The 22,306-nt window shown below is 66.9% G+C and carries 21 protein-coding genes; 6 read left to right on the forward strand and 15 right to left on the reverse strand.

Annotated features, from left to right (window positions below; translation table 11 throughout):
- Window positions 1-21: 21 nt before the first annotated feature.
- The 12 genes from JWS13_RS34700 to JWS13_RS34755 form a co-directional block, all read right to left on the reverse strand.
- Entirely contained in the window at window positions 22-1,461 is a 1,440-nt protein-coding gene (locus JWS13_RS34700; RefSeq protein WP_124396056.1) for a short-chain fatty acid transporter, read from the reverse strand.
- Window positions 1,462-1,501: 40 nt separating this feature from the next.
- Window positions 1,502-2,035 (reverse strand): carboxymuconolactone decarboxylase family protein, encoded by a 534-nt coding sequence (locus JWS13_RS34705; protein ID WP_206009945.1) that lies wholly within the window; start codon window positions 2,033-2,035, stop codon window positions 1,502-1,504.
- Window positions 2,032-2,898 (reverse strand): SDR family NAD(P)-dependent oxidoreductase, encoded by an 867-nt coding sequence (locus JWS13_RS34710; RefSeq protein WP_206009946.1) that lies wholly within the window; start codon window positions 2,896-2,898, stop codon window positions 2,032-2,034. The genes JWS13_RS34705 and JWS13_RS34710 overlap by 4 nt, the downstream gene beginning before the upstream one ends.
- Before the next feature lie 99 nt (window positions 2,899-2,997).
- Entirely contained in the window at window positions 2,998-3,696 is a 699-nt protein-coding gene (locus tag JWS13_RS34715) for a GntR family transcriptional regulator (RefSeq protein ID WP_087559296.1), read from the reverse strand.
- A complete protein-coding gene (urtE, locus tag JWS13_RS34720; RefSeq protein ID WP_206009947.1) occupies window positions 3,696-4,409 on the reverse strand; it encodes an urea ABC transporter ATP-binding subunit UrtE in 714 nt (237 codons plus the stop codon). Before urtE ends, JWS13_RS34715 begins: the two co-directional genes overlap by 1 nt.
- On the reverse strand, window positions 4,396-5,241 hold the full coding sequence (urtD, locus tag JWS13_RS34725) for an urea ABC transporter ATP-binding protein UrtD (RefSeq protein WP_206009948.1): 846 nt from the start codon (window positions 5,239-5,241) through the stop codon (window positions 4,396-4,398). The genes urtE and urtD overlap by 14 nt, the downstream gene beginning before the upstream one ends.
- Window positions 5,238-6,356: an urea ABC transporter permease subunit UrtC gene (gene urtC, locus JWS13_RS34730; protein ID WP_206009949.1), complete on the reverse strand. Its 1,119-nt coding sequence runs from the start codon at window positions 6,354-6,356 to the stop codon at window positions 5,238-5,240. Before urtC ends, urtD begins: the two co-directional genes overlap by 4 nt.
- Window positions 6,353-7,237: an urea ABC transporter permease subunit UrtB gene (gene urtB, locus JWS13_RS34735; protein WP_206009950.1), complete on the reverse strand. Its 885-nt coding sequence runs from the start codon at window positions 7,235-7,237 to the stop codon at window positions 6,353-6,355. Before urtB ends, urtC begins: the two co-directional genes overlap by 4 nt.
- Before the next feature lie 44 nt (window positions 7,238-7,281).
- Window positions 7,282-8,535 carry an urea ABC transporter substrate-binding protein gene (gene urtA / locus JWS13_RS34740; protein WP_206009951.1) on the reverse strand — a complete coding sequence of 418 codons (1,254 nt, stop codon included), beginning with the start codon at window positions 8,533-8,535 and terminating at the stop codon, window positions 7,282-7,284.
- A gap of 206 nt (window positions 8,536-8,741) precedes the next feature.
- Complete coding sequence (gene ramB / locus JWS13_RS34745) at window positions 8,742-10,154, reverse strand: acetate metabolism transcriptional regulator RamB (RefSeq protein ID WP_012689049.1); 1,413 nt, start codon at window positions 10,152-10,154, stop codon at window positions 8,742-8,744.
- Window positions 10,155-10,292: 138 nt separating this feature from the next.
- Window positions 10,293-11,552 carry a formamidase gene (fmdA, locus tag JWS13_RS34750; protein WP_206009952.1) on the reverse strand — a complete coding sequence of 420 codons (1,260 nt, stop codon included), beginning with the start codon at window positions 11,550-11,552 and terminating at the stop codon, window positions 10,293-10,295.
- A 21-nt stretch (window positions 11,553-11,573) separates the two neighbouring features.
- Window positions 11,574-11,864, reverse strand: coding sequence for an FmdB family zinc ribbon protein (locus JWS13_RS34755; RefSeq protein WP_206011859.1), 291 nt, complete (start codon window positions 11,862-11,864; stop codon window positions 11,574-11,576).
- Between the two features lie 402 nt (window positions 11,865-12,266).
- Here JWS13_RS34755 and aceA point away from each other — a divergent pair, with 402 nt between their 5' ends.
- From aceA to JWS13_RS34775, 4 genes are all read left to right on the forward strand, one after another.
- Window positions 12,267-13,556, forward strand: coding sequence for an isocitrate lyase (gene aceA / locus JWS13_RS34760; RefSeq protein WP_206009953.1), 1,290 nt, complete (start codon window positions 12,267-12,269; stop codon window positions 13,554-13,556).
- 119 nt (window positions 13,557-13,675) lie between these two features.
- Window positions 13,676-14,572, forward strand: coding sequence for a 3-hydroxybutyryl-CoA dehydrogenase (locus tag JWS13_RS34765; protein WP_087559288.1), 897 nt, complete (start codon window positions 13,676-13,678; stop codon window positions 14,570-14,572).
- Between the two features lie 123 nt (window positions 14,573-14,695).
- On the forward strand, window positions 14,696-16,990 hold the full coding sequence (gene metE, locus JWS13_RS34770) for a 5-methyltetrahydropteroyltriglutamate--homocysteine S-methyltransferase (RefSeq protein ID WP_206009954.1): 2,295 nt from the start codon (window positions 14,696-14,698) through the stop codon (window positions 16,988-16,990).
- Between the two features lie 82 nt (window positions 16,991-17,072).
- Entirely contained in the window at window positions 17,073-18,113 is a 1,041-nt protein-coding gene (locus tag JWS13_RS34775) for an NAD(P)-dependent alcohol dehydrogenase (protein ID WP_206009955.1), read from the forward strand.
- A 1-nt stretch (window position 18,114) separates the two neighbouring features.
- On the opposite strand, the gene JWS13_RS34780 is transcribed toward JWS13_RS34775, so the two are convergent.
- Together JWS13_RS34780 and JWS13_RS34785 are read right to left on the reverse strand one after the other, a co-directional pair.
- The gene (locus JWS13_RS34780) at window positions 18,115-18,912 is read right to left on the reverse strand and encodes an RNA polymerase sigma factor SigF (RefSeq protein ID WP_206009956.1); all 798 of its coding nucleotides are present in this window, start codon (window positions 18,910-18,912) and stop codon (window positions 18,115-18,117) included.
- Entirely contained in the window at window positions 18,909-19,343 is a 435-nt protein-coding gene (locus tag JWS13_RS34785; protein ID WP_206009957.1) for an ATP-binding protein, read from the reverse strand. The genes JWS13_RS34780 and JWS13_RS34785 overlap by 4 nt, the downstream gene beginning before the upstream one ends.
- A 225-nt stretch (window positions 19,344-19,568) precedes the next feature.
- On the opposite strand from JWS13_RS34785, the gene JWS13_RS34790 reads away from it, so the two are divergent.
- Both JWS13_RS34790 and JWS13_RS34795 read left to right on the forward strand, forming a co-directional pair.
- Window positions 19,569-20,324, forward strand: coding sequence for a GAF and ANTAR domain-containing protein (locus JWS13_RS34790; protein ID WP_206009958.1), 756 nt, complete (start codon window positions 19,569-19,571; stop codon window positions 20,322-20,324).
- 358 nt (window positions 20,325-20,682) lie between these two features.
- Complete coding sequence (locus JWS13_RS34795) at window positions 20,683-20,991, forward strand: STAS domain-containing protein (RefSeq protein WP_241032615.1); 309 nt, start codon at window positions 20,683-20,685, stop codon at window positions 20,989-20,991.
- Window positions 20,992-21,022: 31 nt separating this feature from the next.
- On the opposite strand, the gene JWS13_RS34800 is transcribed toward JWS13_RS34795, so the two are convergent.
- Window positions 21,023-22,225 carry a glycosyltransferase gene (locus JWS13_RS34800; protein WP_206009960.1) on the reverse strand — a complete coding sequence of 401 codons (1,203 nt, stop codon included), beginning with the start codon at window positions 22,223-22,225 and terminating at the stop codon, window positions 21,023-21,025.
- Window positions 22,226-22,306: the final 81 nt, after the last annotated feature.

Raw genomic sequence — 22,306 nt, forward strand, 5'->3', positions numbered from 1 at the left:
AGCGTGGGTTAGTAACACCTCTCACGGTGTCGACGGCTGCACCGGGGGAACGAAGTCGAATGTCGTGCCGAGCAGCCACACCAGCAGCAGGACCACCGGCAGGTGGAACATGAACTGCAGGAACGTGAATCCCACCAGATCGCGCGCCCGGAGCCCCAGCACCGCGAGCAGGGGGAGCATGAAGAACGGGTTGATCAGGTTCGGCAGCGCCTCGGCGACGTTGTACACCTGGACCGTCCAGCCCAGGTTCATCTGGACGTCGGTGGCCGACTGCATGACGTACGGCGCCTCGACCAGCCACTTTCCGCCGCCGGACGGCACGAACAGGCCCAGTACGACGGTGTAGAGGGCGATGACGACGGTGAACGCGCCGCCGCTGCCGATGTTCGTGAAGAACTCGGCCAGGTGCTCCGAGATGGTGAGGCCGTTTCTGCCCTCGGCCTTGGTGAGGATCGCGGCCATCGCGGCGTACAGCGGAAACTGGACCAGAATCCCGGCCGTGGCTGGGACGGCCAGGGCGACGGCCTGCAGGAATTTGCGCGGCGTTCCGTGCAGCACCAGCCCCAGCATGAGAAAGACCAGCAGATAACCGTTGAGGCTGCTGACAACGGTGAGCAGGGGTTTGGTCGCCAGCTGGGAGACGAGCCATCCCAACGTCATCAGACCGGCGAGTATCGGCAGGATCCGGCTGTACTCGAGCCATTCTCCCGGACGCGATCGGGGCGGGACCTCCTTCGGGCGGTCGTCGAGGTCCACCTCCAAGTCTTGGGCGGTGGTGACGGCGGCGCCCCTCGGCGCCGAGAAGTGGGCGATCACCACGGTCAGGGCGATGATGACGGCGCACATCAGCAGCGACTGCCAGGTGAAGATCGTGGTGCCGAAGTCGAGAACGCCGGTGATCTTCAGCAGCGCGGGCGGCAGCGAGGCCGCGGTGGCCTGGAGTTGGGCGGCGGAGGACGACATGCCGAGCGCCCACACCGCGCCCAGGCCCATGAAGGCCGCCGCGCCCAGGGCGCGGTAGTCCACTCGCAGGTCGGTCCGGCGCGCGATCGCCCGGGCCAGCAGCCCGCCGAACACCAAGCTGAGGCCCCAGTTCAGGAACGAGACCGACATCGACAGGAAGGCCACGAAACTGACTGCGCTGCGTGCAGTGCCGGGCACCGTCGCCAGACGGTCGATCAGCCGGGCCACCGGCGGGGACGTCGCGACCACGTACCCGGTCAGCACCACCATCGCCATCTGCAGGGTGAACGCGGTCAGATCCCAGAACCCGTCGCCGAACGCATCCACCACTTCCTGCGGAGACGAACCGTTGGCCAGCGCGGCCACCGCGACGACGAAGACACCGACGAGGGCGAAGACGTAGGCGTCCGGAAACCACTTCTCCGTCCACCCGGCCAGCGACTGCGCAACCCGCGCCAGACCCTTCTCGGAACGGACGTCTTCGGTGGCGGAGGTCATGCAGCCGTTCCTCTTCTCTGCGTTCTGCGCGATGCGAAGCCTACGAGTAGTCGCGTTCGATCCTCAGCGTCCCGATGGTGGTGGCCAGGGCGTCGTACTGCGTCACCAGAAAACAGAACTCGATCAGCCGGCGATCGTCGAAGTACGCGCCGAGCGACGACCACGTGGCGTCGTCCAGGTTGTCGGTGGTGACGAGTTGGTCGACGGCGGTGAGGATGGCGCGGCGGCGCGCGTCCCAGCCTTCCGCGTCGGGGCCTTCCAGCACCTGTTCGAGCAGCGCCGGGGTGACGCCGGCCCGGCGTCCGAGGCGCACGTGGTGGTCCATCTCGTAGCCGCACTTCCGCAGGTGCGCCACCCGCAGGATGATCAATTCGGTCTCGTGGCGGGAGATCTTCCCGCCCGGCATCAGCTTGCCGGAGTAGTGCAGCCACGCGCGGAAGAGGCCCCCCGTGTGGCCCACCGTGCTGAACAGATGCGCGTCCGGGACGCCGGCGACACGGGAGATGATCCGCCACAGCGCCCAGTTGACGGGGCCGAGTTCCTTCAGACGTCCCGGTGGAATGCGTGCGGTCACGCCGCCCCCTCTCCTTCTACTCGCCCCCTGGCAGGAACGGTTGCGTGCGTGCGTAGTTCGATCGACCGGGTCATCTCGGTCGCCCGAGATGCGAGGCCCCGAAGTGGGAGGGCCCGGAGTGCGAGCATACGCACAGAATCCGACCCGGGTACCCGGGACGGCGCGGAAATCCGGTTCTTCCGTCCCGCGATTCCCCGTTCGAGCGCGTCGACCGCCACCGTGATCGAGGAGGTCCGGGCGAGTGCGCTGCCGCGGGGTGCGGGGACCGCGACGCCGTCGAAACCGATCAGGGTGCGATCCGTGTCGATCTCGCCGAGCCGGGCGATGCCGACCCGGGTCCCGAGCGGCTTCATTTCCTCCCGCAGCGCCTCGCCGAGTTCCTCGGCGCCGCCTCTCGGCGCGCTGTGGACACCACGCAGCGGGTCGAATGCCGTCGACGATGCGACGACAAGCGCGTATCCGTTGCGGTGCCCGATGTACGGCCCCGCGGCCCGCAGCGTGTGGTACGTCCCCAGTACGTTGACCTCGATGGCGTAGCGCATCACGTCCGGATCACCCGCGACGATGTGCGCCGGGGGTGTCACTCCCGCGTTCGCGACGACGACGTCGAGGCCGCCGAGCCGGTCGGTGAGGTAGTCGAACGAGTCCTCGACGGCACGCCGGTCGCGGACGTCGCACCGGCGCCACGGCGCCCGTCCGCAGGTGGTGGCGGTCTGTTCGAGGAGTTCGGGTTCGAGGCCGAGCAGCCCGACGCGGGCGCCCCGCTCGTGAAGTCGTCTGGCGAGTCCGGCGCCGATTCCCCGGGCCGAGCCGGTGATCAGGACGCGGCGTCCGACCAGATTCTCTTCGAGAGTGCGTGCCATGAAGCGAGTTCCCAACCTGTGTTACCGAGCGGTAGCAAGACGCTAGCACCCGCTCGGCGCATTGGTGGGAAAAAGGTCCCACCGAGTTGGACAACTGTCTCAATCACGGATCGCCCAGGCCATCCGCGCGAGGGACAGTGCCTGCTCCGCGCGCTCGATCACCACCTCCCGCGACTCGCTGATGTGCGCGAGCAGCGTGTCGTATGCGGTGTCGAGCTTGCCGTCGAGTGCGAACTCGGCCACCGCGATGTGCTCGTCGATCGTCGCGCTCATGCGGTCGGGGGTCAGGTAGTCGAACATCCGGACCGGCCGTACCTTCGCGTTCACGCTGACCAGCGCATCGGACAGCGCCCGGTTTCCGGCCGACCGCAGCAGCACCGTGTGGAACTGCTCGTCGAGCGCCACGAATCCGGCATCCGGCTCCGGGTTCTCCTTCCGCAGCGCGTACCACCGCTCGAGTTCCGGTCCCAGAACGTCCGGGTCGTGCGACAGCGACTCGTCGGCACGGACCCGGGCGATTCCCTGGAGCTCGAGCGTGATGCGCAGTTCGTACAGTCCCGCGAGTTCGTCGATGCGGGGGCGGTAGGGAAACAACCCGCCCACGTCGCGCTGGACCAGTCCGTCGGCGAGGAGCCGGGCCAGGGCCTCCCGCACCGGCGTCCGCGACACCCCGTAGGTGTCGGCGAGACGCTCCTCGCCGAGCCGCTGTCCCGGCGGGATCCGGCCGCTCATCAGATCGGTGCGCAGAGACAGGTACACGTGGTCGCTGAGGGACCCGGCCGGTTCTCGGCGTGCCATCAGATCGCCATCGCCGCGCGGACGTCGGAGACCGCGGTCCGGACGTCGGAATCGGGTGCGGCGCCGCCGTCGCCGGACGACGTCACCCGGCCGGACTCGAGGACGTAGTAGCGTTCGGCGGATTCGAGCGCGAACCCGATGTGCTGTTCCACCAACAGGACTCCGAGGCCGCCGCGGCGGGTGAGTTCCATGATCGTGCGTTCGATCTCCGCCACGACGGACGGCTGAATTCCCTCCGTCGGTTCGTCGAGGATCAGCATCTTCGGTTCCGTGATCAGTGCTCGCGCGATGGCGAGTTGCTGACGCTGGCCCCCGGAGAGCAGACCGGCGCGCCGGTCGAGCAGGCCGCGCAGCGCCGGGAACAGATCCAGCGCCTCGCCGACGAGTTCCCTGCCGCGCTTGCGGCCGTCCGCCACCACCTGCAGGTTCTCCGCGGTCGTCAGCTGGCCGAACGACTGCTGGCCCTGCGGCACGTACGCGAGGCCGCGCGCCACCCTGGCGCTGGGCCGCAGTGCCGTGACGTCCTCGCCGTCGAACAGCACCCGCCCGGAATTCACCTTGATCAGTCCGACCGCGGCCCGGAGAAGCGTGGTCTTGCCTGCGCCGTTGTGTCCCATCACCGCGGCCACCCCGTCCGACGGGACCGTCAGCGACACTCCGTGGATCACCTCGGTCCGGCCGTACCCGGCTCGGACGTCGTCAAGCTCGAGCATCGCTGTCCTCCTTCGAAACGTCGGGCTGCAACTCGGGGGCGGCGCCCGCCGCGGCGGTCCCGAGATACACCTCCTGCACACGTGGATCGGCCTGCACCTGCTCGACCGTTCCCTCGCTCAGCACCTTCCCGGCGTGCAACACGGTCACCGAGGTCGCGAACGCGCGCATGAAGTCCATGTCGTGCTCGACCACGACGACGGTCCGTTCACCGCCGATGCGGCGCAGCAGGTTTCCCGTCTCCTCGCGTTCCTCGTGGCTCATGCCGGCCACCGGTTCGTCGAGCAGCAGGACGGAGCAGTTCTGCACGAGGAGCATGCCGATCTCGAGCCACTGCTTCTGCCCGTGCGCGAGGATTCCGGCGGGGGTGTCGCGGAGCCTGCCGAGACCGGTGACGTCGAGCGCCTCCTCGATCGCGGGAAGCACGGTCTTGCGGCGGCGCAGCAGGGTGAGCGCGGAGCGGCCCGCGCCGGCGGCGATGTCGAGGTTCTGGAGCACCGACAGTTCCTCGAACACGCTCGCCGTCTGGAACGTGCGGCCCACGCCGAGCCGGGCGATGCGGTGCACCTTCCTGCCGATCAACTCGACGCCGGATTTCGTGACCGACCCCGTCGCCGGGACGAGCCCGGTGATGGCGTCGACCAGCGTGGTCTTGCCCGCGCCGTTGGGGCCGATCAGGAACCGCAGATCGCCCTGCATCAGGGTGAGGTCGACGCCGTCGACGGCCTTGAAGCCGTCGAAGCTGACCCGCAGGTCCCGGACCTCGAGGTACTCGCTGGACATTCCGGCGTTGCCGCCGAGCATCGGTTCCTTGGACGTGGTGGGAATCGTCATCGCGCCATCTCCATTCGCTCCGCCGCCTCGGTCTCGTCCTCCGGCCCGGGCGGTGGCTGCGGCTCGGACGCGGCCTTCCGCTTGCGCTTCAGCAGCGCGAACAGTCCCGCGACACCGGCCGGGAAGAATCCGACGACCACGATGAACAGCAGACCCTGCGCGTAGATCCAGCCGGACGGGAACGACTCCGAGAAGGCGCTCTGCGCCCACGCCACGCCGATCGCGCCGAGGACGGGGCCGAGAAGCGTGGAGCGTCCGCCGATGGCCACCCCGATCAGGAACGCGATCGACGGGACGATCCCGACGTCGGCGGGGGAGATGATGCCGACGATCGGCACGAACAGCGCGCCGGCGAGGCCGGCGAAGAACGCTGCCGTCACGTAGGCGACGAGTTTGATGTTCGCCGGGTCGTACCCGAGGAAGCGCACCCGCTCCTCCTGGTCCCGGACGGCGACGAGCAGTTCACCGTAGCGGCTGTTCATCAACTGCCGGGTGACGGCGACGACGGCCAGCAGCACGCCGGCGGCGATGAAGAACAGCATCTGCTTGTTGGCCGGGTCGTTCAGGTTGAAACCGAAGAACGTGCGGAACCGGTTGAGGCCGTTGCTTCCTCCGGTGCTCTGCTGACCCACCAGCAGGATGGCGAACGCGGCGGCGAGCGCCTGACTGAGGATCGCGAAATACGCGCCCTTGACGCGACGCTTGAACACGCCGAGACCGAGGACGAACGCCACCGACGCGGGGATCAGGAGGATTCCCAGGATCGTCACGATCGGCGACGTGAACGGCACCCAGTAGCCCGGCAGTTCCCGGATGCCCGCGATCTGCATGAAGTCGGGCACGGTGTCGCCGCGGAGTTCGGCGTCGGCGATCTTCAGATGCATCGCCATCATGTACGCGCCCAGCCCGAAGAACACACCCTGGCCGAGGGTGAGCATGCCGCCGCGGCCCCAGGCCAGGCCGATCCCGACCGCGACGATCGCGAAGCACAGGAACTTGCCCAACAGACTCAGCCGGAAGTCGCTGAGGACGGCGGGGGCGAGCACGAACAGAAGCAGCGCGGCCAGCGCGAATCCCGCCCACGCGCGGTAGCGGCCACTCGTCAGGATGCTCATACGAGACTCCTCGTCTTGACGGCGAACAGGCCCTGCGGCCGAACCTGGAGGAACACCACGATGACCACGAACACGATGACCTTCGCGATCGACGCCGTGGTCGAGTACTCGACGAACGAATTGAGGATGCCGAGCGCGAACGCGGCGATCACCGCGCCCTTCATCTGGCCCAGACCGCCGACCACGACCACCAGGAATGCGTCGATGAGGTAACTCTGGCCGATGGTCGGGCTCGTCGAGCCGATCAGGGTCAGCGCCACTCCCGCGACACCCGCCAGACCGGAACCGAGGAAGAACGTCGTCACATCGGTTCGGCGACTGGAGATCCCGCTCGTCTCTGCGAGATCGCGGTTCTGCACGACGGCGCGGATGCGGCGTCCCATCGACGACTTCTGCATCGCCAGCGACAGCGCGACGACCGCCACGACGGCGAGCACCAGGATGAACAGCCGCGTCTTCGGGACCACCGCGCCCAGGATCTCCACCCCGCCGGACAGCCAGTCCGGTGCGGCGACGTTGACGGCGGGCGCCCCGAAGACGTCGCGGGCCAGTTGCTGCAGGATCAGTCCCACACCGAACGTCACCAGTAGCGTGTCCAGCGGCCGGTGGTACATCCGCTTCACGAGCGTCACCTCGAGCAGGACGCCCATCGCGCCGCCGACCACGAAGCCGACGAGCAGAGAGACGAACAGAGAACCGGTCGCGCTCGACACCACCTGCTGCACCACGTAGGCCGTGTACGAGCCGGCCATGATGAACTCGCCGTGGGCCATGTTGATGACGCCCATCTGGCCGAACGTCAACGACAGCCCCAGCGCTGCGAGCAACAGGATCGATCCGATACTCAACCCGGTGAACAGCTGTCCGATCACTACATCCATCGATGTATGTCCTCTCTCTTCCCTCGTGCTCGTCGGACCGTGTTCTAGCTACCCAGCGCCTCGGCCCACGGGTAGGACTTCAGGTACGGGTCCGGCTGAATCGGGGTGCCCGAATCCCAGACCGTGTAGATCAGGCCGTCGCCCCGGATCTCACCGATCCGCGCGGTCTTGGTGATGTGGTGGTTGGACCCGTCGATGGTGACCGGACCCTCCGGCGCGGCGAACGTGACGCCGTCCGCGTTTTCCTGGATGTCCTTGGTGGCGAACGAGTTCGCCTTCTCGACGGTGTTCTTCCACAGGTACACGGACGTGTACGCGGCTTCCATCGGGTCGGACGTCGGCTTGTTCGCGCCGTACCGGGCCTTGTACGCGTCGACGAACTTCTTGTTCTCCGGCGTGTCGATGGTCTGGTAATAGTTCCATGCGGTCAGCTGACCCTCGATGTTCTGGACGCCGATGCCGCCGACCTCCTCCTCGGCGATCGACACCGACACGACGGGCATGTCGGCGGGCTTCAGGCCGACGTTCGCGTACTCGCGGAAGAAGGCGACGTTGGAATCGCCGTTCAGGGTGTTGAACACGGCGTCCGCGTCGGCGGAGCGGACCTTGTTGACGATGGTCGAGAAGTCGGTGGAGCCGAGCGGCGTGTAATCCTCGCCCTTGATCTCGATGCCGTTGGCCGCCGCGTACGCCTTGATGATGCGGTTGGCCGTCTGCGGGAACACGTAGTCGCTGCCCACCAGGTACAGCGACTTGACGCCCTTCTCCTTCAGGTAGTCGAGGGCGGGCACGATCTGCTGGTTGGTGGTGGCACCGGTGTAGAAGATGTTCTTCGAATCCTCGAGCCCCTCGTACTGCACGGGGTAGTACAGCAGCGAGTTGTTGTCCTCGAAGACCGGCAGCATCGCCTTGCGGCTCGACGACGTCCAGCCGCCGAACACGGCCGCGACGCAGTCGCTGCTGATGAGCTTCTCGGCCTTCTCCGCGAACACGGTGGGCTCGGAGGCGCCGTCCTCGGCCACGATCTGGATCTTCTTGCCGAGCACGCCGCCCGAGTTGTTGATCTCGTCGACCGCGAGTGCGATCGAGTCCCGGACGGTCACCTCACTGATGGCCATGGTGCCGGACAACGAGTTCAGGGACCCGACCTTGATCGTGTCCCCGGACGTGTCCACACAGGACGCCGCGGTGGACTCGCCGGCCGTGTCGGACGCCTTGCTGCCGCAACCGGTCAGCACGAGCCCGATGGCGGCGAGCGCGGTCGGTGCAGCGAGGGCGCGCTTGGAGAAGGTGCGCATGTACGGGCCTTTCCGTCGGAGGACTTGGTGGACCTCCGCAACCCGGGACATGTATCCGCCCCACGTATACAGAGGTGTATTCGTGGGGCGAACATTAAGCGGCCGTTGTTGCGCCTGAATGTCTGTCGGTGACGTGTTCGTGACGCGAATTACGGTTGCGTGAACAACCGCTCACAATGCCACGTCCTGCCGGGAACCGGTGTGCGCTAACGGATCAGGTACGGGGAGACCGAACTCTGGTGCTCGCTGATGTCGAGTTGCTTGCCGAGTGGCGGGAACGCGCGTTGCGGGCAGTTGACGCGCTCGCACACCCGGCAGCCGGCGCCGATGGGGGTGCCCGGGTTGGAATCGTCGAGGTCCAGACCGTCGCCGTACACGAGACGGTGCGCGTGCCGGATCTCGCAGCCCAGCCCGATCGCGAAGATCTTGGCGGGCTGACCGTAACGCTGGGCGCGGCGTTCGACGGTGCGGGCGATCCACAGGTACCGGCGGCCGTCCGGCATCTGCGCGATCTGGTTCATGATCTTGCCGGGGTACGCGAACGTCTCGTACACGTTCCACAGCGGGCACGTGCCGCCGCTGGTGGAGAAGTGGAACCCGGTGGCGGACTGCCGCTTCGACATGTTGCCCGCCCGGTCGACGCGCACGAACATGAACGGGACACCGCGCAGCTTCGGACGCTGCAGCGTGGAGAGGCGGTGACAGATCGTCTCGTAGCTCACCGAGTAGAACGCCGACAGGCGCTCGATGTCGTACCGGAAGTCCTCGGCCACGTCGTGGAACTGGCCGTAGGGGAGGACCGTCGCCGCGGCGAAGTAGTTGGCCAGCCCGAGCCGGGCGAGCGCGACGGACTCGTCGCTGGTGAAGCCGCCCTCCGCCACCAGCTTGTCGAGCAGGTCGCCGTATTCCAGGAACGCCAACTCGGTCGCGAACTTGAACACCTGCTGCCCACCCGACAGATGCGGCGAGATCTCCAGCAGCCGCGACTCGGGGTCGTACCGGTGCAGGACGTTCTCGCCGAGGTCGATGCGCTTGACGATCTGCACGTCGTGCACGGTCTGCAACCGGCGGGCGATCTCACCGCCGACGTCGCCGCGGTGGAACCGCATCCGCGCCGTCAGCTCCTCCGCCGCCGTGTCGAGTTCGTGCAGGTAGTTCTGCCGCTGATAGAAGTAGTCGCGGACCTCCTCGTGCGGCATCGTGATCGCGCCGCTGCCGCTGCCGTCGCTGTAGCGGTCCTCCGTCGCGAGAGCCAGCTGGGCGGTGGTGTTGCGGAAGCGGCGGTGCATGTTGACCATCGCTTTCGCCAGGCCCGGATGCGACGCGACCATCTCCGCGATCTCCTGGGCGTCCGCGTCGATCCCCATCTCCTGGTCCAGCGCGACCTCGCGCATCTCCGCGATCAGGCGCGTGTCGTCCTGGGAGGAGAAGAACGTGGTGTCGACGCCGAAGACCTCGCTGATCCGCAGCAGCACCGGCACCGTCAGCGGCCGGACGTCGTGCTCGATCTGATTGAGGTAGCTGGCCGAGATCTCCAGCGTCTTCGCCAGCGCCGCCTGGCTGAGACCACGCTCGGTTCGGAGCTGACGCAACCGGGTACCGACGAAGGTCTTGGACATACGGCAATGGTACCGGTGCAGGTCAGGTGTGCGAACGGAACCTTCGCAAGATTTACTCGGACGGGTCGGGCGGGCAGTGCCGGGGTGAATGTACCTCTCGGCGCACTGGAGGCGCCGGAAGGTACATTCGCCCGGCGATCAGCCCTTGTTCTCCGAGCGCGGGGCGCCGATGCCCGGGTCGATCCGGAACGGACCCGACGTGGACGGTGCGACGGGGAAGTCGAACATCGCCGTCGGCAGGTACACGGTCGAGCAGGAGTTCGGGATGTCCACGACCCCCGACAGCCTGCCCTCGATGGGTGCGGCGCCGAGCAGGAGATACGCCTGCTCGGGGCTGTACCCGAACTTGGTGAGGTAGTCGATCGCGTGGAGACATGCGCGCTGATAGGACAGGTGCGAGTCGAGGTACTTCTGTTCCCCGTCCAGGGTGACGGACGTCCCGGAGAACGCGAGCCACTCCGAGTACTGCGGATCCGTGTTGCCGGGCATGAAGATCGCGTTCTCGGACACGCCGTACGTGTCCATCCCGCCGGCGATGATGTCGACGCGCAGGTCGATGAAGCCGCCCATCTCGATGGCGCCGCAGAACGTGATCTCGCCGTCGCCCTGGGAGAAGTGCAGATCGCCGACGGACAGGTTCGCGCCGTCGACGAACACCGGGTAGAAGACGCGGCTGCCCTTGGTGAGGTTCTTGATGTCCTGGTTGCCGCCGTTCTCCCGCGGGGGAGCGGTGCGGGCGGCCTCGCCGGCGACTCGGTCGAAGTCGGCGCCCGGCAGGGACCCGAGGACGGCGTCCTGCGGCTCGGGCGGCAGTGCGAGTGGGGGAACCCGGCCCGGGTCGGTGGCGATGAGTGCGCCCTCCCGCGCGTTCCACTTCGACAGCAGCGCGGCCGACGGCGCGGTGCCCATCAGCCCGGGATGCACGATGCCGGTGAACGAGACGTGCGGGACGTGCCGCGACGTGGCGGTCTGACCGGAGAAGTCCCACACGGCCTTGTAGGCGTCGGGGAACTGCTCGGTGAGGAATCCGCCGCCGTTGTGGCGGGAGAAGATGCCCGTGTACCCCCAGCCCTGGCCTGCCAGCGGGCCGGAATCTTCCTGGGGGATGGGCCCGACGTCGAGGATGTCGACGATCAGCAGGTCGCCGGGCTTCGCGCCTTCGACGGCGAAAGGTCCGGTCAGGGTGTGCACGGTGGTGAGCGGTGCGTTGAGGATGTCGTCGGCGGAGTCGTCGTTGTGGATGGCGCCGTCGAACCATTCGCGGCAGTGCACGCGGAAGGAGTCGCCCGGTTTCACCGTGACCGCGGCCGGGATGTCGGGGTGCCAGCGGTTGTGGCCGACGATCGCCTGGTCGGTGAACTTCTTCGAGGAATCGAGCGGAAACAGCAGTTCGGGCATGTGCGCTCCTTCTGTGGCCGGTCAGGGACGAGGAAGTCGGCGGTGCAGCGGGTTGTTCGTGACGGCTGAGCGCCCGGTCGCGGCCCGCGGCGGCGGCCCGGCGACGACGGCCGGTTCGTGAGCCGACCTCTTCGTTGCATCGAGGAGTTTCATCGCCGGCGACGATCCGTGGCCGAGACGCGGGGAGGACACGAGCCGGGCGGCGTCGCCTTCGCAACCTGGGCAGGGGACCGATCGGGGCACGTCGGCCATGGGGAAGGACCGCTCGAACGGGCCGCAATCGGCGGCGCATCGGAATTCGTACAGCGGCATCGTGGTGCCCTTCGCCCGGAGGAGACCATCCGAGGTCACGGTAGCCGACCGGATCGGTGATTGCAGTCACATCGGGCTGTCGGAGGCGCCTCCGCGGACGGGGAACGGCACGGTCCGGCGGGGGTAGTTATCTGTGTACGACGGGTTGCGTGCATGTGGTTCACCACCTGCGAGTATTTGCTACTGGCGAGTATTTTTCCTCCCCGGTCGGGCAGGTTTGGCGCTGAACTTTCTTAACAGTCTTTGCAATGTGGTGTGAAAAGCTAGCCAAGATTGGCAGTAGCAACAGGTAGACGGCACTTTTTGCTTATGTCATTCTCGGTGAGTACATACGAAGGGCCTGGCAAGGATGTGAAGCAGTACATCCGTACCGGACCAGAAGTCGAAGAGAGTGGAGTCTTGATGTCGACCACCGGCACCCCGAAGACCGCAGCTGAAATCCAGCAGGATTGGGACACCAACCCGCGCTGGAAGGGAGTAACCCGCAACTACACGGCGGAGCAGGTCACCAAGCTCCAGGGCACCGTTGTCGAAGAGGCGACCCTCGCACGTCGTGGATCCGAGATCCTCTGGGACCTCGTGAACAACGAGGACTACATCAACTCGCTGGGCGCGCTGACCGGTAACCAGGCCGTGCAGCAGGTCCGTGCAGGCCTCAAGGCCATCTACCTGTCCGGCTGGCAGGTCGCCGGTGACGCGAACCTGTCCGGACACACCTACCCCGACCAGAGCCTCTACCCGGCCAACTCGGTCCCGCAGGTCGTGCGCCGCATCAACAATGCGCTGCTGCGCGCCGACGAGATCGCCAAGGTCGAGGGCGACACGTCCGTCGACAACTGGCTCGCCCCGATCGTCGCCGACGGTGAAGCCGGCTTCGGTGGCGCGCTCAACGTCTACGAGCTGCAGAAGGCCATGATCGCTGCCGGTGTCGCCGGTTCGCACTGGGAGGACCAGCTCGCGTCGGAGAAGAAGTGCGGCCACCTCGGTGGCAAGGTGCTCATCCCCACGCAGCAGCACATCCGCACCCTGACCTCGGCTCGCCTCGCGGCCGACGTCGCGGACGTCCCCACCGTCGTCATCGCGCGCACCGATGCCGAGGCTGCGACCCTCATCACCTCCGACGTGGACGAGCGTGACCGCCCGTTCCTCGACGGCACCCGCACCGCCGAGGGCTTCTACGGCATCAAGAACGGCATCGAGCCCTGCATCGCGCGTGCCAAGGCCTACGCCCCGTACTCCGACCTCATCTGGATGGAGACCGGCGTGCCGGACCTCGAGGTCGCCAAGAAGTTCGCCGAGGCCGTCCGCAGCGAGTTCCCCGACCAGCTGCTCGCCTACAACTGCTCGCCGTCCTTCAACTGGAGGGCTCACCTGGACGACGCGACCATCGCGAAGTTCCAGAAGGAGCTCGGCGCGATGGGCTTCAAGTTCCAGTTCATCACCCTGGCCGGCTTCCACTCGCTCAACTACGGCATGTTCGACCTGGCGCACGGCTACGCCCGCGAGGGCATGACCGCCTTCGTCGACCTGCAGGAGCGCGAGTTCAAGGCCGCCGAGGAGCGTGGCTTCACCGCCATCAAGCACCAGCGTGAGGTCGGCGCCGGCTACTTCGACAGCATCGCCACCACGGTCGACCCCAACACGTCGACGGCTGCGCTGAAGGGCTCCACCGAAGAGGGTCAGTTCCACTGAGCCTCGTTCTCCGAGGCTTCGACCGATCATGGTTTCACCTGATCAACCCGAACCCGGGGAGGGGCCTGTAACACGGCCCCTCCCCGGGTGACGACTCCACTAGACGAAAAGGAGCTGACGTGACCAGCGAAAAGATTCAGCGCGTCGGCGTGATCGGCGCCGGAATCATGGGTGCCGGAATCGCAGAGGTGTGCGCTCGCGCGCACGTCGACGTTCTGGTGTTCGAGCAGACCCGTGAGCTTGCGGCGGCGGGGCGTTCGCGCATCCTGCGTTCGCTCGATCGCGGTGTGAGCAGCGGCAAGATCACCGAGCGGGAACGTGAGCAGGCCGCCTGGCGGCTGCGGTTCACCTCCGATCTCGGTGATTTCGCGGATCGGCAGCTCGTCGTGGAGGCCGTCGTCGAGGACGAGAAGGTGAAGAGCGAGATCTTCGCCGAACTGGATCAGGTCGTGACAGATCCGAACGCCGTGCTGGCGTCGAACACGTCGTCGATCCCGATCATGAAGCTGGGCATCGCCACGACGGCCCCGGAACGGGTCATCGGGATGCACTTCTTCAACCCCGTTCCCGTGCTTCCCCTCGTCGAGCTGGTGACCACGCTCAAGACGAGCAAGTCGGTGGCCGAGCGGGCCGAGGCCTTCGCGAGCGACGTGCTGGGCAAGCAGGTCGTCCGGTCCGCGGACCGTTCCGGATTCGTCGTCAACGCCCTCCTGGTGCCGTACCTGCTGTCCGCGATCCGGATGGTGGAGTCCGGGTTCGCCACCAAGGAAGACATCGACAAGGCAACGGTTCTCGGCCTTGCGCACCCGATGGGTCCGCTGGCGCTGACCGACCTGGTGGGCCTCGACACGGTGAAGTCCATCGCCGACTCCATGTACGAAGAGTTCAAGGAGCCCCTGTACTCGGCTCCGCCGCTGCTGCTCCGCATGGTCGAGGCCGGGTTGGTCGGCAAGAAGTCCGGCGCGGGCTTCTACGAGTACGGCGACAACGGCCGTGCGAGCAAGAAGGCCAGCTAGCAGGTAGGTAGGCGACTACGCCTGTGCGCCTTTCACGACCTCCGGCGGTTGTGAGAGGCGCACAGGTGCATCGAGCCCAGAGGCATTCTCAGCCACCGGACTGAGCCCAGAAAGGTCGACCGCATGTCCAGCACCGCAGCATACGGATCCAGCATCCTGGGGTATCCCCGTATCGGACCTCGCCGCGAACTCAAGCGTGCCCTCGAGTCCTACTGGCACGGCGGGGGAACGAGGGAAGAACTCGTCGCCGTCGCCCGGGATCTCCAGGAGGAGACGTGGAGTGAGCTCGCCGCGACCGGTCTGACCCAGGTCCCGGGCAACACGTTCTCCTACTACGACCACGTACTCGACAACGCGCTGCTGTTCGGTGCGGTCCCCGAGCGGTTCGCGTCGCTCGAGAAGCAGCTCGATCCGCTGGACTTCTACTTCACGCTGGCACGGGGCAGGCCGGACTTCCCGCCGCTCGAGCTGGTGCGGTTCTTCGGCACCAACTACCACTACCGCCAGCCCGAATTGGACGAGAATACCGAGTTCTCGCTGCGGTCCGAGACCCTGCTGGACGAGTTCGAGCGGGCGAAGGCACGCGGGATCGAACTGCGTCCCGTCGTGCTGGGGCCCGTGTCGCTGCTCCTGCTGTCGAAGGTCGGTCCGACGTCGAAGCGGCACGGCTTCTCGACCCTCGATCTGCTGGACGAGCTGCTGCCGGAATACGAGCTGCTGTTCGAGCAGTTGGCGAAGGCCGGCGCCACGTGCGTCCAGCTGGACGAGCCGTCGTTCACCGAGGACCGCACGCCGGAAGAGCTGGCGGCGCTGGCCCGGGTGTACGAGAAGTTGTCGCACGCGCCGCTGCGCCCCCGCATCCTCGTCACCGGCCCGTACGGGCATCTCGGGGAGGCTCTCGCGATCCTCGCGTCGACCAAGGTCGAGGCGCTCGGACTCGATCTCGTCAGTCATCGGCTCAGTGCCGACGAGCTGGCGAAGATCCCGGGGATGAAGCGCAAGCGCATCTACGCCGGTGTGGTCGACGGCCGGAACGTGTGGCGCGTCGACCGGTACAACACGCTGACGTACCTGAACACGCTGAAGGACGTCGTGCCGGATCTCGTGGTCTCGACGTCGACGTCGTTGCTGCACGTGCCGTACGACGTGCTGTCCGAGTACGACATCCCGGGTGATGTCGCGGACCGGCTCGCGTTCGCGAAGCAGAAGGTCGGTGAGGTGGTCTCGCTGGCCAAGGCGCTGACCGAGGGCCCGTCGGACAAGTGGCGCAAGCGTCCCACGTCGGTGCACTTCAAGCTCAAGCATGCGGTGCGCGCGCGGGTCAACGCGATCAAGCCGGACGACCGCATCCGGGCCCCGTACGAGGAGCGGCGGGTCGCGCAGCAGGAGCGGCTGAACCTGCCGCTGGTTCCGGCGACGACGCTGGGTTCGTTCCCGCAGACGACCGAGATCCGGAAGGCCCGGTACGAGCTGGGGCAGGGGCGCCTGGAGTGGGACGAGTACTACACGCGGATCCAGGCGGAGATCGAAAGCACGATCCGGTTGCAGGAGGACATCGGTCTCGACGTCCTCGTGCACGGTGAGCACGAGCGCAACGACATGGTGCAGTACTTCGCGGAGCTTCTCGAGGGGTATGCCTTCACCCACAACGGCTGGGTGCAGGCTTACGGTTCGCGGTGTACACGTCCCCCGATCCTCTACGGGGACGTGTCGCGGCCGAAGCCGATGACCGTCGAATGGATCGCGTACGCGCAGTCGCTGACGGACAAGCCGGTGAAGGGCATGCTGACGGGTCCGGTGACGATGATCGCGCGGTCGTTCGTCCGCCAGGATCAGCCGCTGTACGAGACGGCCGACCAGTTGGCGCTGGTGATCCGTGACGAGATCGCCGACCTGGAGGCGGCGGGTATCGCGATCATCCAGGTCGACGAGCCGGCCATCCGGGAACTGCTGCCGTTGCGCGAGAACGGCCGCGAGGCGTATCTCGAGTGGGCGGTCGACGCGTTCCGTCTCGCGACGGGTGCGGCGAAACCGGAGACGCAGATCCACACGCACCTCACGTACACGAGCCGGGCGTCGGTGGTCGACGCCATCGAACGGCTCGATGCGGACGTGACGGCGATCGTGGCGACGCGTTCGATCACGTGGGTGCTCGATGCCATCAAGGAGCGGGCGCTGACCCACGGGGTCGGTCCGGGTGTGTACGAGAGCCGGTCGGCCCGGATTCCGGACATCGACGAGTTGGACGAACTGCTCACGGAGGCGAGCGAGTCGGTGTCACTCGAACGGTTGTGGGCCAACCCTGACGGTGGCCTGAAGACCCGCCACTACTGGCAGCTCGAGCCTTCGCTGCGCAACCTGGTGGCGGCCGCGAGGCGTCTGCGCAGGCGGTCCGAGAAGGAAGAATCCGAGGACTGATTCCTCAGGCGTGTTCGGGGTCACCGCGGAAGCGGTGGCCCCGAACGTGCGTTCGGTCGCGCAAACATGTAGGCATGTAAGCATGGTTACCGCAGCCGCATATGCAGTCACGTCCGCCGACAGCCGATTCGAGAAGACCACCGTGCAGCGCCGCGAACTCGGACCGCTCGACGTTCTGATCGAGATCAAGTTCGCCGGCATCTGCCATTCCGACATTCATACCGCCCGCAACGAATGGGGCAGCACCCACTACCCGGTCGTGCCCGGTCACGAGATCGCGGGCGTGGTGAGCGCGGTCGGCTCCGACGTCACGAAGCATCGGGTCGGCGACCGCGTCGGTGTCGGCTGCTTCGTCGACTCCTGCGGCGAATGCGACGCCTGCCGGGCCGACGAGGAACAGTACTGCTTCAACCGGGTGACCGGGACGTACAACGCCACGGGGCGCGACGGCGAGCGGACGCACGGCGGCTACTCGACGCACATCGTGGTGACGGAACACTTCGTCCTGTCCATCCCGGACGGCCTCGAACTGGGTGTCGCGGCGCCGCTGCTCTGCGCGGGCATCACGTTGTACTCACCGCTCGCCCACTGGGGCGCCGGCCCGGGCAAGAAGGTCGCCGTCATCGGGATGGGCGGTCTCGGACACGTCGGCGTGAAGATCGCGCATGCGATGGGCGCCGAGGTCACCGTGCTCAGCCAGTCGCTCGGCAAGAAGGGCGACGGCCTGAAATTCGGCGCCGACCACTACTACGCCACCTCGGATCCGGGCACGTTCACGCAGTTGCGCGGACAGTTCGACCTCATCGTCAACACCGTGTCGGTGAATCTCGACATCGACGCGTACATGTCGCTGCTCGCGATCAACGGCACCCTCGTCGAACTGGGGTTGCCGGAGAAGCCGATCGAGGTGCGCGCGTTCAGCCTCGCGGCGAACCGTCGCAGTCTGGCCGGTTCGATGGTGGGCGGCATCGCTCAGACGCAGGAGATGCTGAACTTCTGCGCCGAACACGGAATCGGCGCCGAGATCGAGGTGATCTCGGCGGAGCAGATCGACGGCGCCTACGACCGCGTGGTCGGCAGCGACGTGCGGTACCGATTCGTGATCGACACGGCAACGATCTGACCTACGCGTCACCGAGTTGATCTCGCAGCGACGCCAGGGTCTTCGCGAGCAGGCGGGACACGTGCATCTGCGAGATGCCGACGCGGTCGGCGATCTGGGTTTGGGTCATGTTGCCGAAGAACCGCAGCATGAGGACGGTCCGCTCCCGTTCGGGCAGTGACTGGAGCAGGGGGCGCAGAGTCTCGTGGTTCTCGACGTCGTCCATCGCGGCGTCGTAGTCGCCGAGCGTCTCCACCATGGACAGCTCGCCAGTCCGGTCCGAGGAGGTGTTGTCGACGGAGACGGTCTGATAGGCGTTGCCTGCGAGGAGTCCCTGCGCCACCTCCTCCTGTTCGAGGTCCAGATGCTCGGCGAGTTCGCTGACCGTGGGGGCGTGGCCGAGGCTCTGCGACAGTTCGGCGACGGCCTGGCTGAGAGCGAGGTGCAGTTCCTTCATCCGGCGGGGTACCCGGACGGCCCACCCGGTGTCGCGGAAGTGCCGCCGGACCTCGCCCATGATGGTGGGGACGGCGAACGACACGAAGTCCGATCCCCGCTCCACGTCGAACCGGTCCACCGAGTTGACCAGGCCGAGGCGCGCGACCTGCACCAGGTCGTCGTGCGCCTCGCCGCGGCCGTCGAAGCGGCGTGCGATGTGTTCGGCGAGTGGCAGGCAGCGAGTCACGACGGCGTCGCGCAGTCTGCTGCGCCGGGGATCGTCCTCGTCGAGGGCTGCCATTTGTTGAAACATTGCTGTGACGTCCTGATACTCGTCCGGCCAACGGGCCGTGTGCCCCCCACTGTGAGTATGGGACGTCACAGACTCAGGCCGTTCTTCACCTTGGTGAATTCCATGGTGGTGACGAAACCCGCGGTGGAGGGGTCGGGCTCCTGTCTCAGGTCGAGCGAATCGGTGAGGGCGTTGAGGACGTGCCAGGCGAACGAACGCTCGCCGAGGGAGTCGACCGAGCTGGTGGTGCTCGAAACGTCGACTCGCAAGGTGCCGTCGAGAAATTGAAGCCGGCACACCAGAAGTGCATCCGGTGTCGCGCGGACGATCAGCTGGGTACAGATCTCGTCCATGGCCAGTTTGATGTCGGCGATGGAGTCGAGGTCGAAGTCTTCGTGGATGGCAACGGTGGCTGCCAGGGCGCGCAGTACGGAGAGCTGATCGGGCGTTGCCCGCACGCGCAGTTCGACGACGGGATGTGTGTGATCCTGGTCGGGTTCGATTGTCTTGGCGATGGCCATGAGACCTCCGGGTAGGGCGTACCGTGCTGTCGGCGAGCGGTGGGTCGGCTCGCGCTGCTGAGAAGTCAGGGTAGCGATCCGGCGACACCGCAGGTGGAATACCGCAGAACAGGACCGATCAAACCAGTCCGATCAGTACGTTTGCGCGGGTAGTGTGGGCGGCACGATCAGCGTTCCTGAGGCCCTCGGCAGGGTCATGGCGGTCACGGGAGACGAGTGAGTGGGATGCCTGACGAGATTCACCTGCACACGTTGACAAGTGACGTCGACGCCGACGCGGTCACCGTCTCGCTCGACTCCGTGCTCGAATTGCTCGAGCCCGAGGACGAGTTCGAGATCGTGCTGAACACGGTGTGCCGTCGGATCGTGTCGACGTTCCCGGGTGCGGCGATGGCCGGGGTCACCGTTCTCCGGGCGACCGGTCCGGTGACGGCGGCGGCGACCTCGGACGACGTCGCGGCACTCGAGGAGTTGCAGTACCGCTTCGGTGAGGGCCCCGCGCTCGACGCCATGCGCTCCCGCGAACCAGTGCGTGCCGACCGTGCCGCCGCGTACGACAGGTGGCCGGCGTACGCCGCGAGTTCCGAACCGGTAGGCGTCCACAGCTATCTGTCCGTGCCGCTGCCCTGCCCGGAGCAGCCGGCCGCACTGAATCTGTACGGACTGTTGCCGCACGCCTTCCACCGGATGGACGAATCGGTGCTCGAGTTGTACGTCGAGGCCGCATCGGTCGCGGTGCGCAACGCGCGGCGGTACGGCGAGGCGAGAAATCTGATCGAGCAATTGCGTATCGCACTCCGTTCCCGTTCCGTCATCGATCAGGCGAAGGGAATCGTGATGGCGTTGCGGGGTCTCGACGCCGAGACCGCATTCGACGTCCTCGTGACTCGTTCGCAGCGCGAGAACGTCAAACTTCGGGTGGTCGCAGAACGTGTCGTGGCGGCTGTTTCTGCCCGCACAACCGTGCATAACGGTTTGTAATCGCTCACCAGGGCAAATGAGGGCCCCAGTATCTGTTATTTCCTTGTGACACATCACAGGCGGGAGTAGTCTCGAACCGAGGTTGAACACACAGCCGATGTCGGGAAGCGCTGCCGTAGCAGACAGTGTCATGTGTCCGAGGTCGGGTCTGTCTGCAGGTGCTCCGCTTCCCCTCTCAATGTTCGAGATGGGGTGAGCCATGTCTGTTGGTCAAGGGGTCCCAGAACCTGAAATGGCGTGTTCGGGCACGGAGTTCGGTACCACGTACAAGCCGAGAGTAACGCTCGCGGCCGTCGGTTCCGCTCCGACACGCTGTGCGAGCGCGGAATTCACTTCCGAGCGGCTCGGTTCCGGGGTGATGTTGGTAGGGGTGCGGGGCGAGATCGACCTGTTCAGTGCACCTGGGTTCCGTGATTACGTGTGCACGCGGATCTCGCCCGAGGGGCAGTTCATCCTCGACATGTCGAAGGTGGACTTCATCGGAACTGCGGGACTGTCGGTGCTCGACACCGTCCACGCGACGAACGTCCGGGACGGGCGGACGTGGGCGATGATCTGCGGCCGGCCGGTCTACCGGTTGCTCAGGGCGGCGGGCCAGGAGTCGAGTTTCCCCTGCTTCGCGTCCGTGGACAGCGCCCTCGGGGCCTGGCACGGCCGAACGGCGTAAGCCGCCGAACCGGCCGAACCGGCGCCCGAGTTCAGTGGGCGCCGGTTCGACTTGTGCGCGGAGGGGCCGACACGCAGCGGCCGTAGGCACGAAGGGTGTCGGTGGCGACCCGGTCCCACGAGTAGCGGGCGCGGGCGCGATCGCAGCCCGCCATGCCGTATCCCGTGCGCAGGGCGTCGTCGTCGAAGATCTGCCGCAGGGCCTCGGCCAGGCGGACCGGGTTGCGCGGGGAGATCAGGCGTCCGGTGATGCCGTCGACCACCGTGTCGCGCATGCCGCCCACGGCGGACGCCACCACCGGGGTGCCGCAGGCCATCGCCTCGAGCGGCACCATGCCGAACGGCTCGTACCACGGGGTGCACACGACGGCGTCCGCCGACCGCAGCAGCGCGGGCATGGCGTTTCGCGGCACCCGGCCGACGATCCGTACCCGGTTGCGCACCTTCGTCTCACGGGCCAGCGTCAGCAGTCTGGACGCTTCGGGGTCGTCGGCGACGTCGTCGGCAGCCGGTCCGCCCGCGATGACGAGTTCGGTGTCGGGGAAGTGGGTGAGCGCTTCGATGGCGGTGTCGAAGCCCTTGCTCGGCGCCAGCCTGCCGACCATGACGAGGCGGTGGCGTTTGCCCTTCTCGTCGGCGTGGCCGTCGGGCGTGAACTCCTTGACGTCGACGCCGGACGGAACGACGGACGTGCGTGAGCGGGGCAGTCCGAGGTGGGACAGTTCGAAGACCTCGTCCGTGCACGTCGCCACCACTCGGGTGGCGCCGCGGGCGATCAACTGCTCCAGGTGAATTCGGTTGTGCGTGCTCGACGTGTCCGCGTGCTCGAACCGCTGCTCGACCACTCCGAGGGCGTGGAACGTCTGGACCACGGGAATGCCGAGTGTGCGGGCCGCGAGTTGCGTCGCGATCCCGGACATCCAGTAGTGGGCGTGGACGATGTCGGGCCGCTCGGCCTCCCATTCGGACTTCAGGAAGCTGCCGAATGCCCCCATCAGCGGCAGGATCTCGGCCTCCGGCATCGGCCGTGCGGGGCCGACCCGGACGTGCACGACGGTGTACCCGCTCGCGGTCGTGACGCGCTCCGGGGCGTCTTCGCTCTCCGCCCGCGTGTAGACCGTGACGTCGTGGCCCTCTCTCGTGAGGGCCGCCGACAATTCGGCGAGATGAATGCTCTGCCCTCCGACGTCGGCGCCGTCCGACACGTCGAGGGGACTGGCGTTGGCGGAGACCATCGAAATCCGTAATCGTCTCGAGGTGCCGACTGCGGCCGTTCTCATCGGCTGCCCGCCGCACACGGGAGGTCTGGGTTCGCG

The sequence above is a fragment of the Rhodococcus pseudokoreensis genome (assembly GCF_017068395.1).
GTDB lineage: Bacteria > Actinomycetota > Actinomycetes > Mycobacteriales > Mycobacteriaceae > Rhodococcus_F > Rhodococcus_F pseudokoreensis.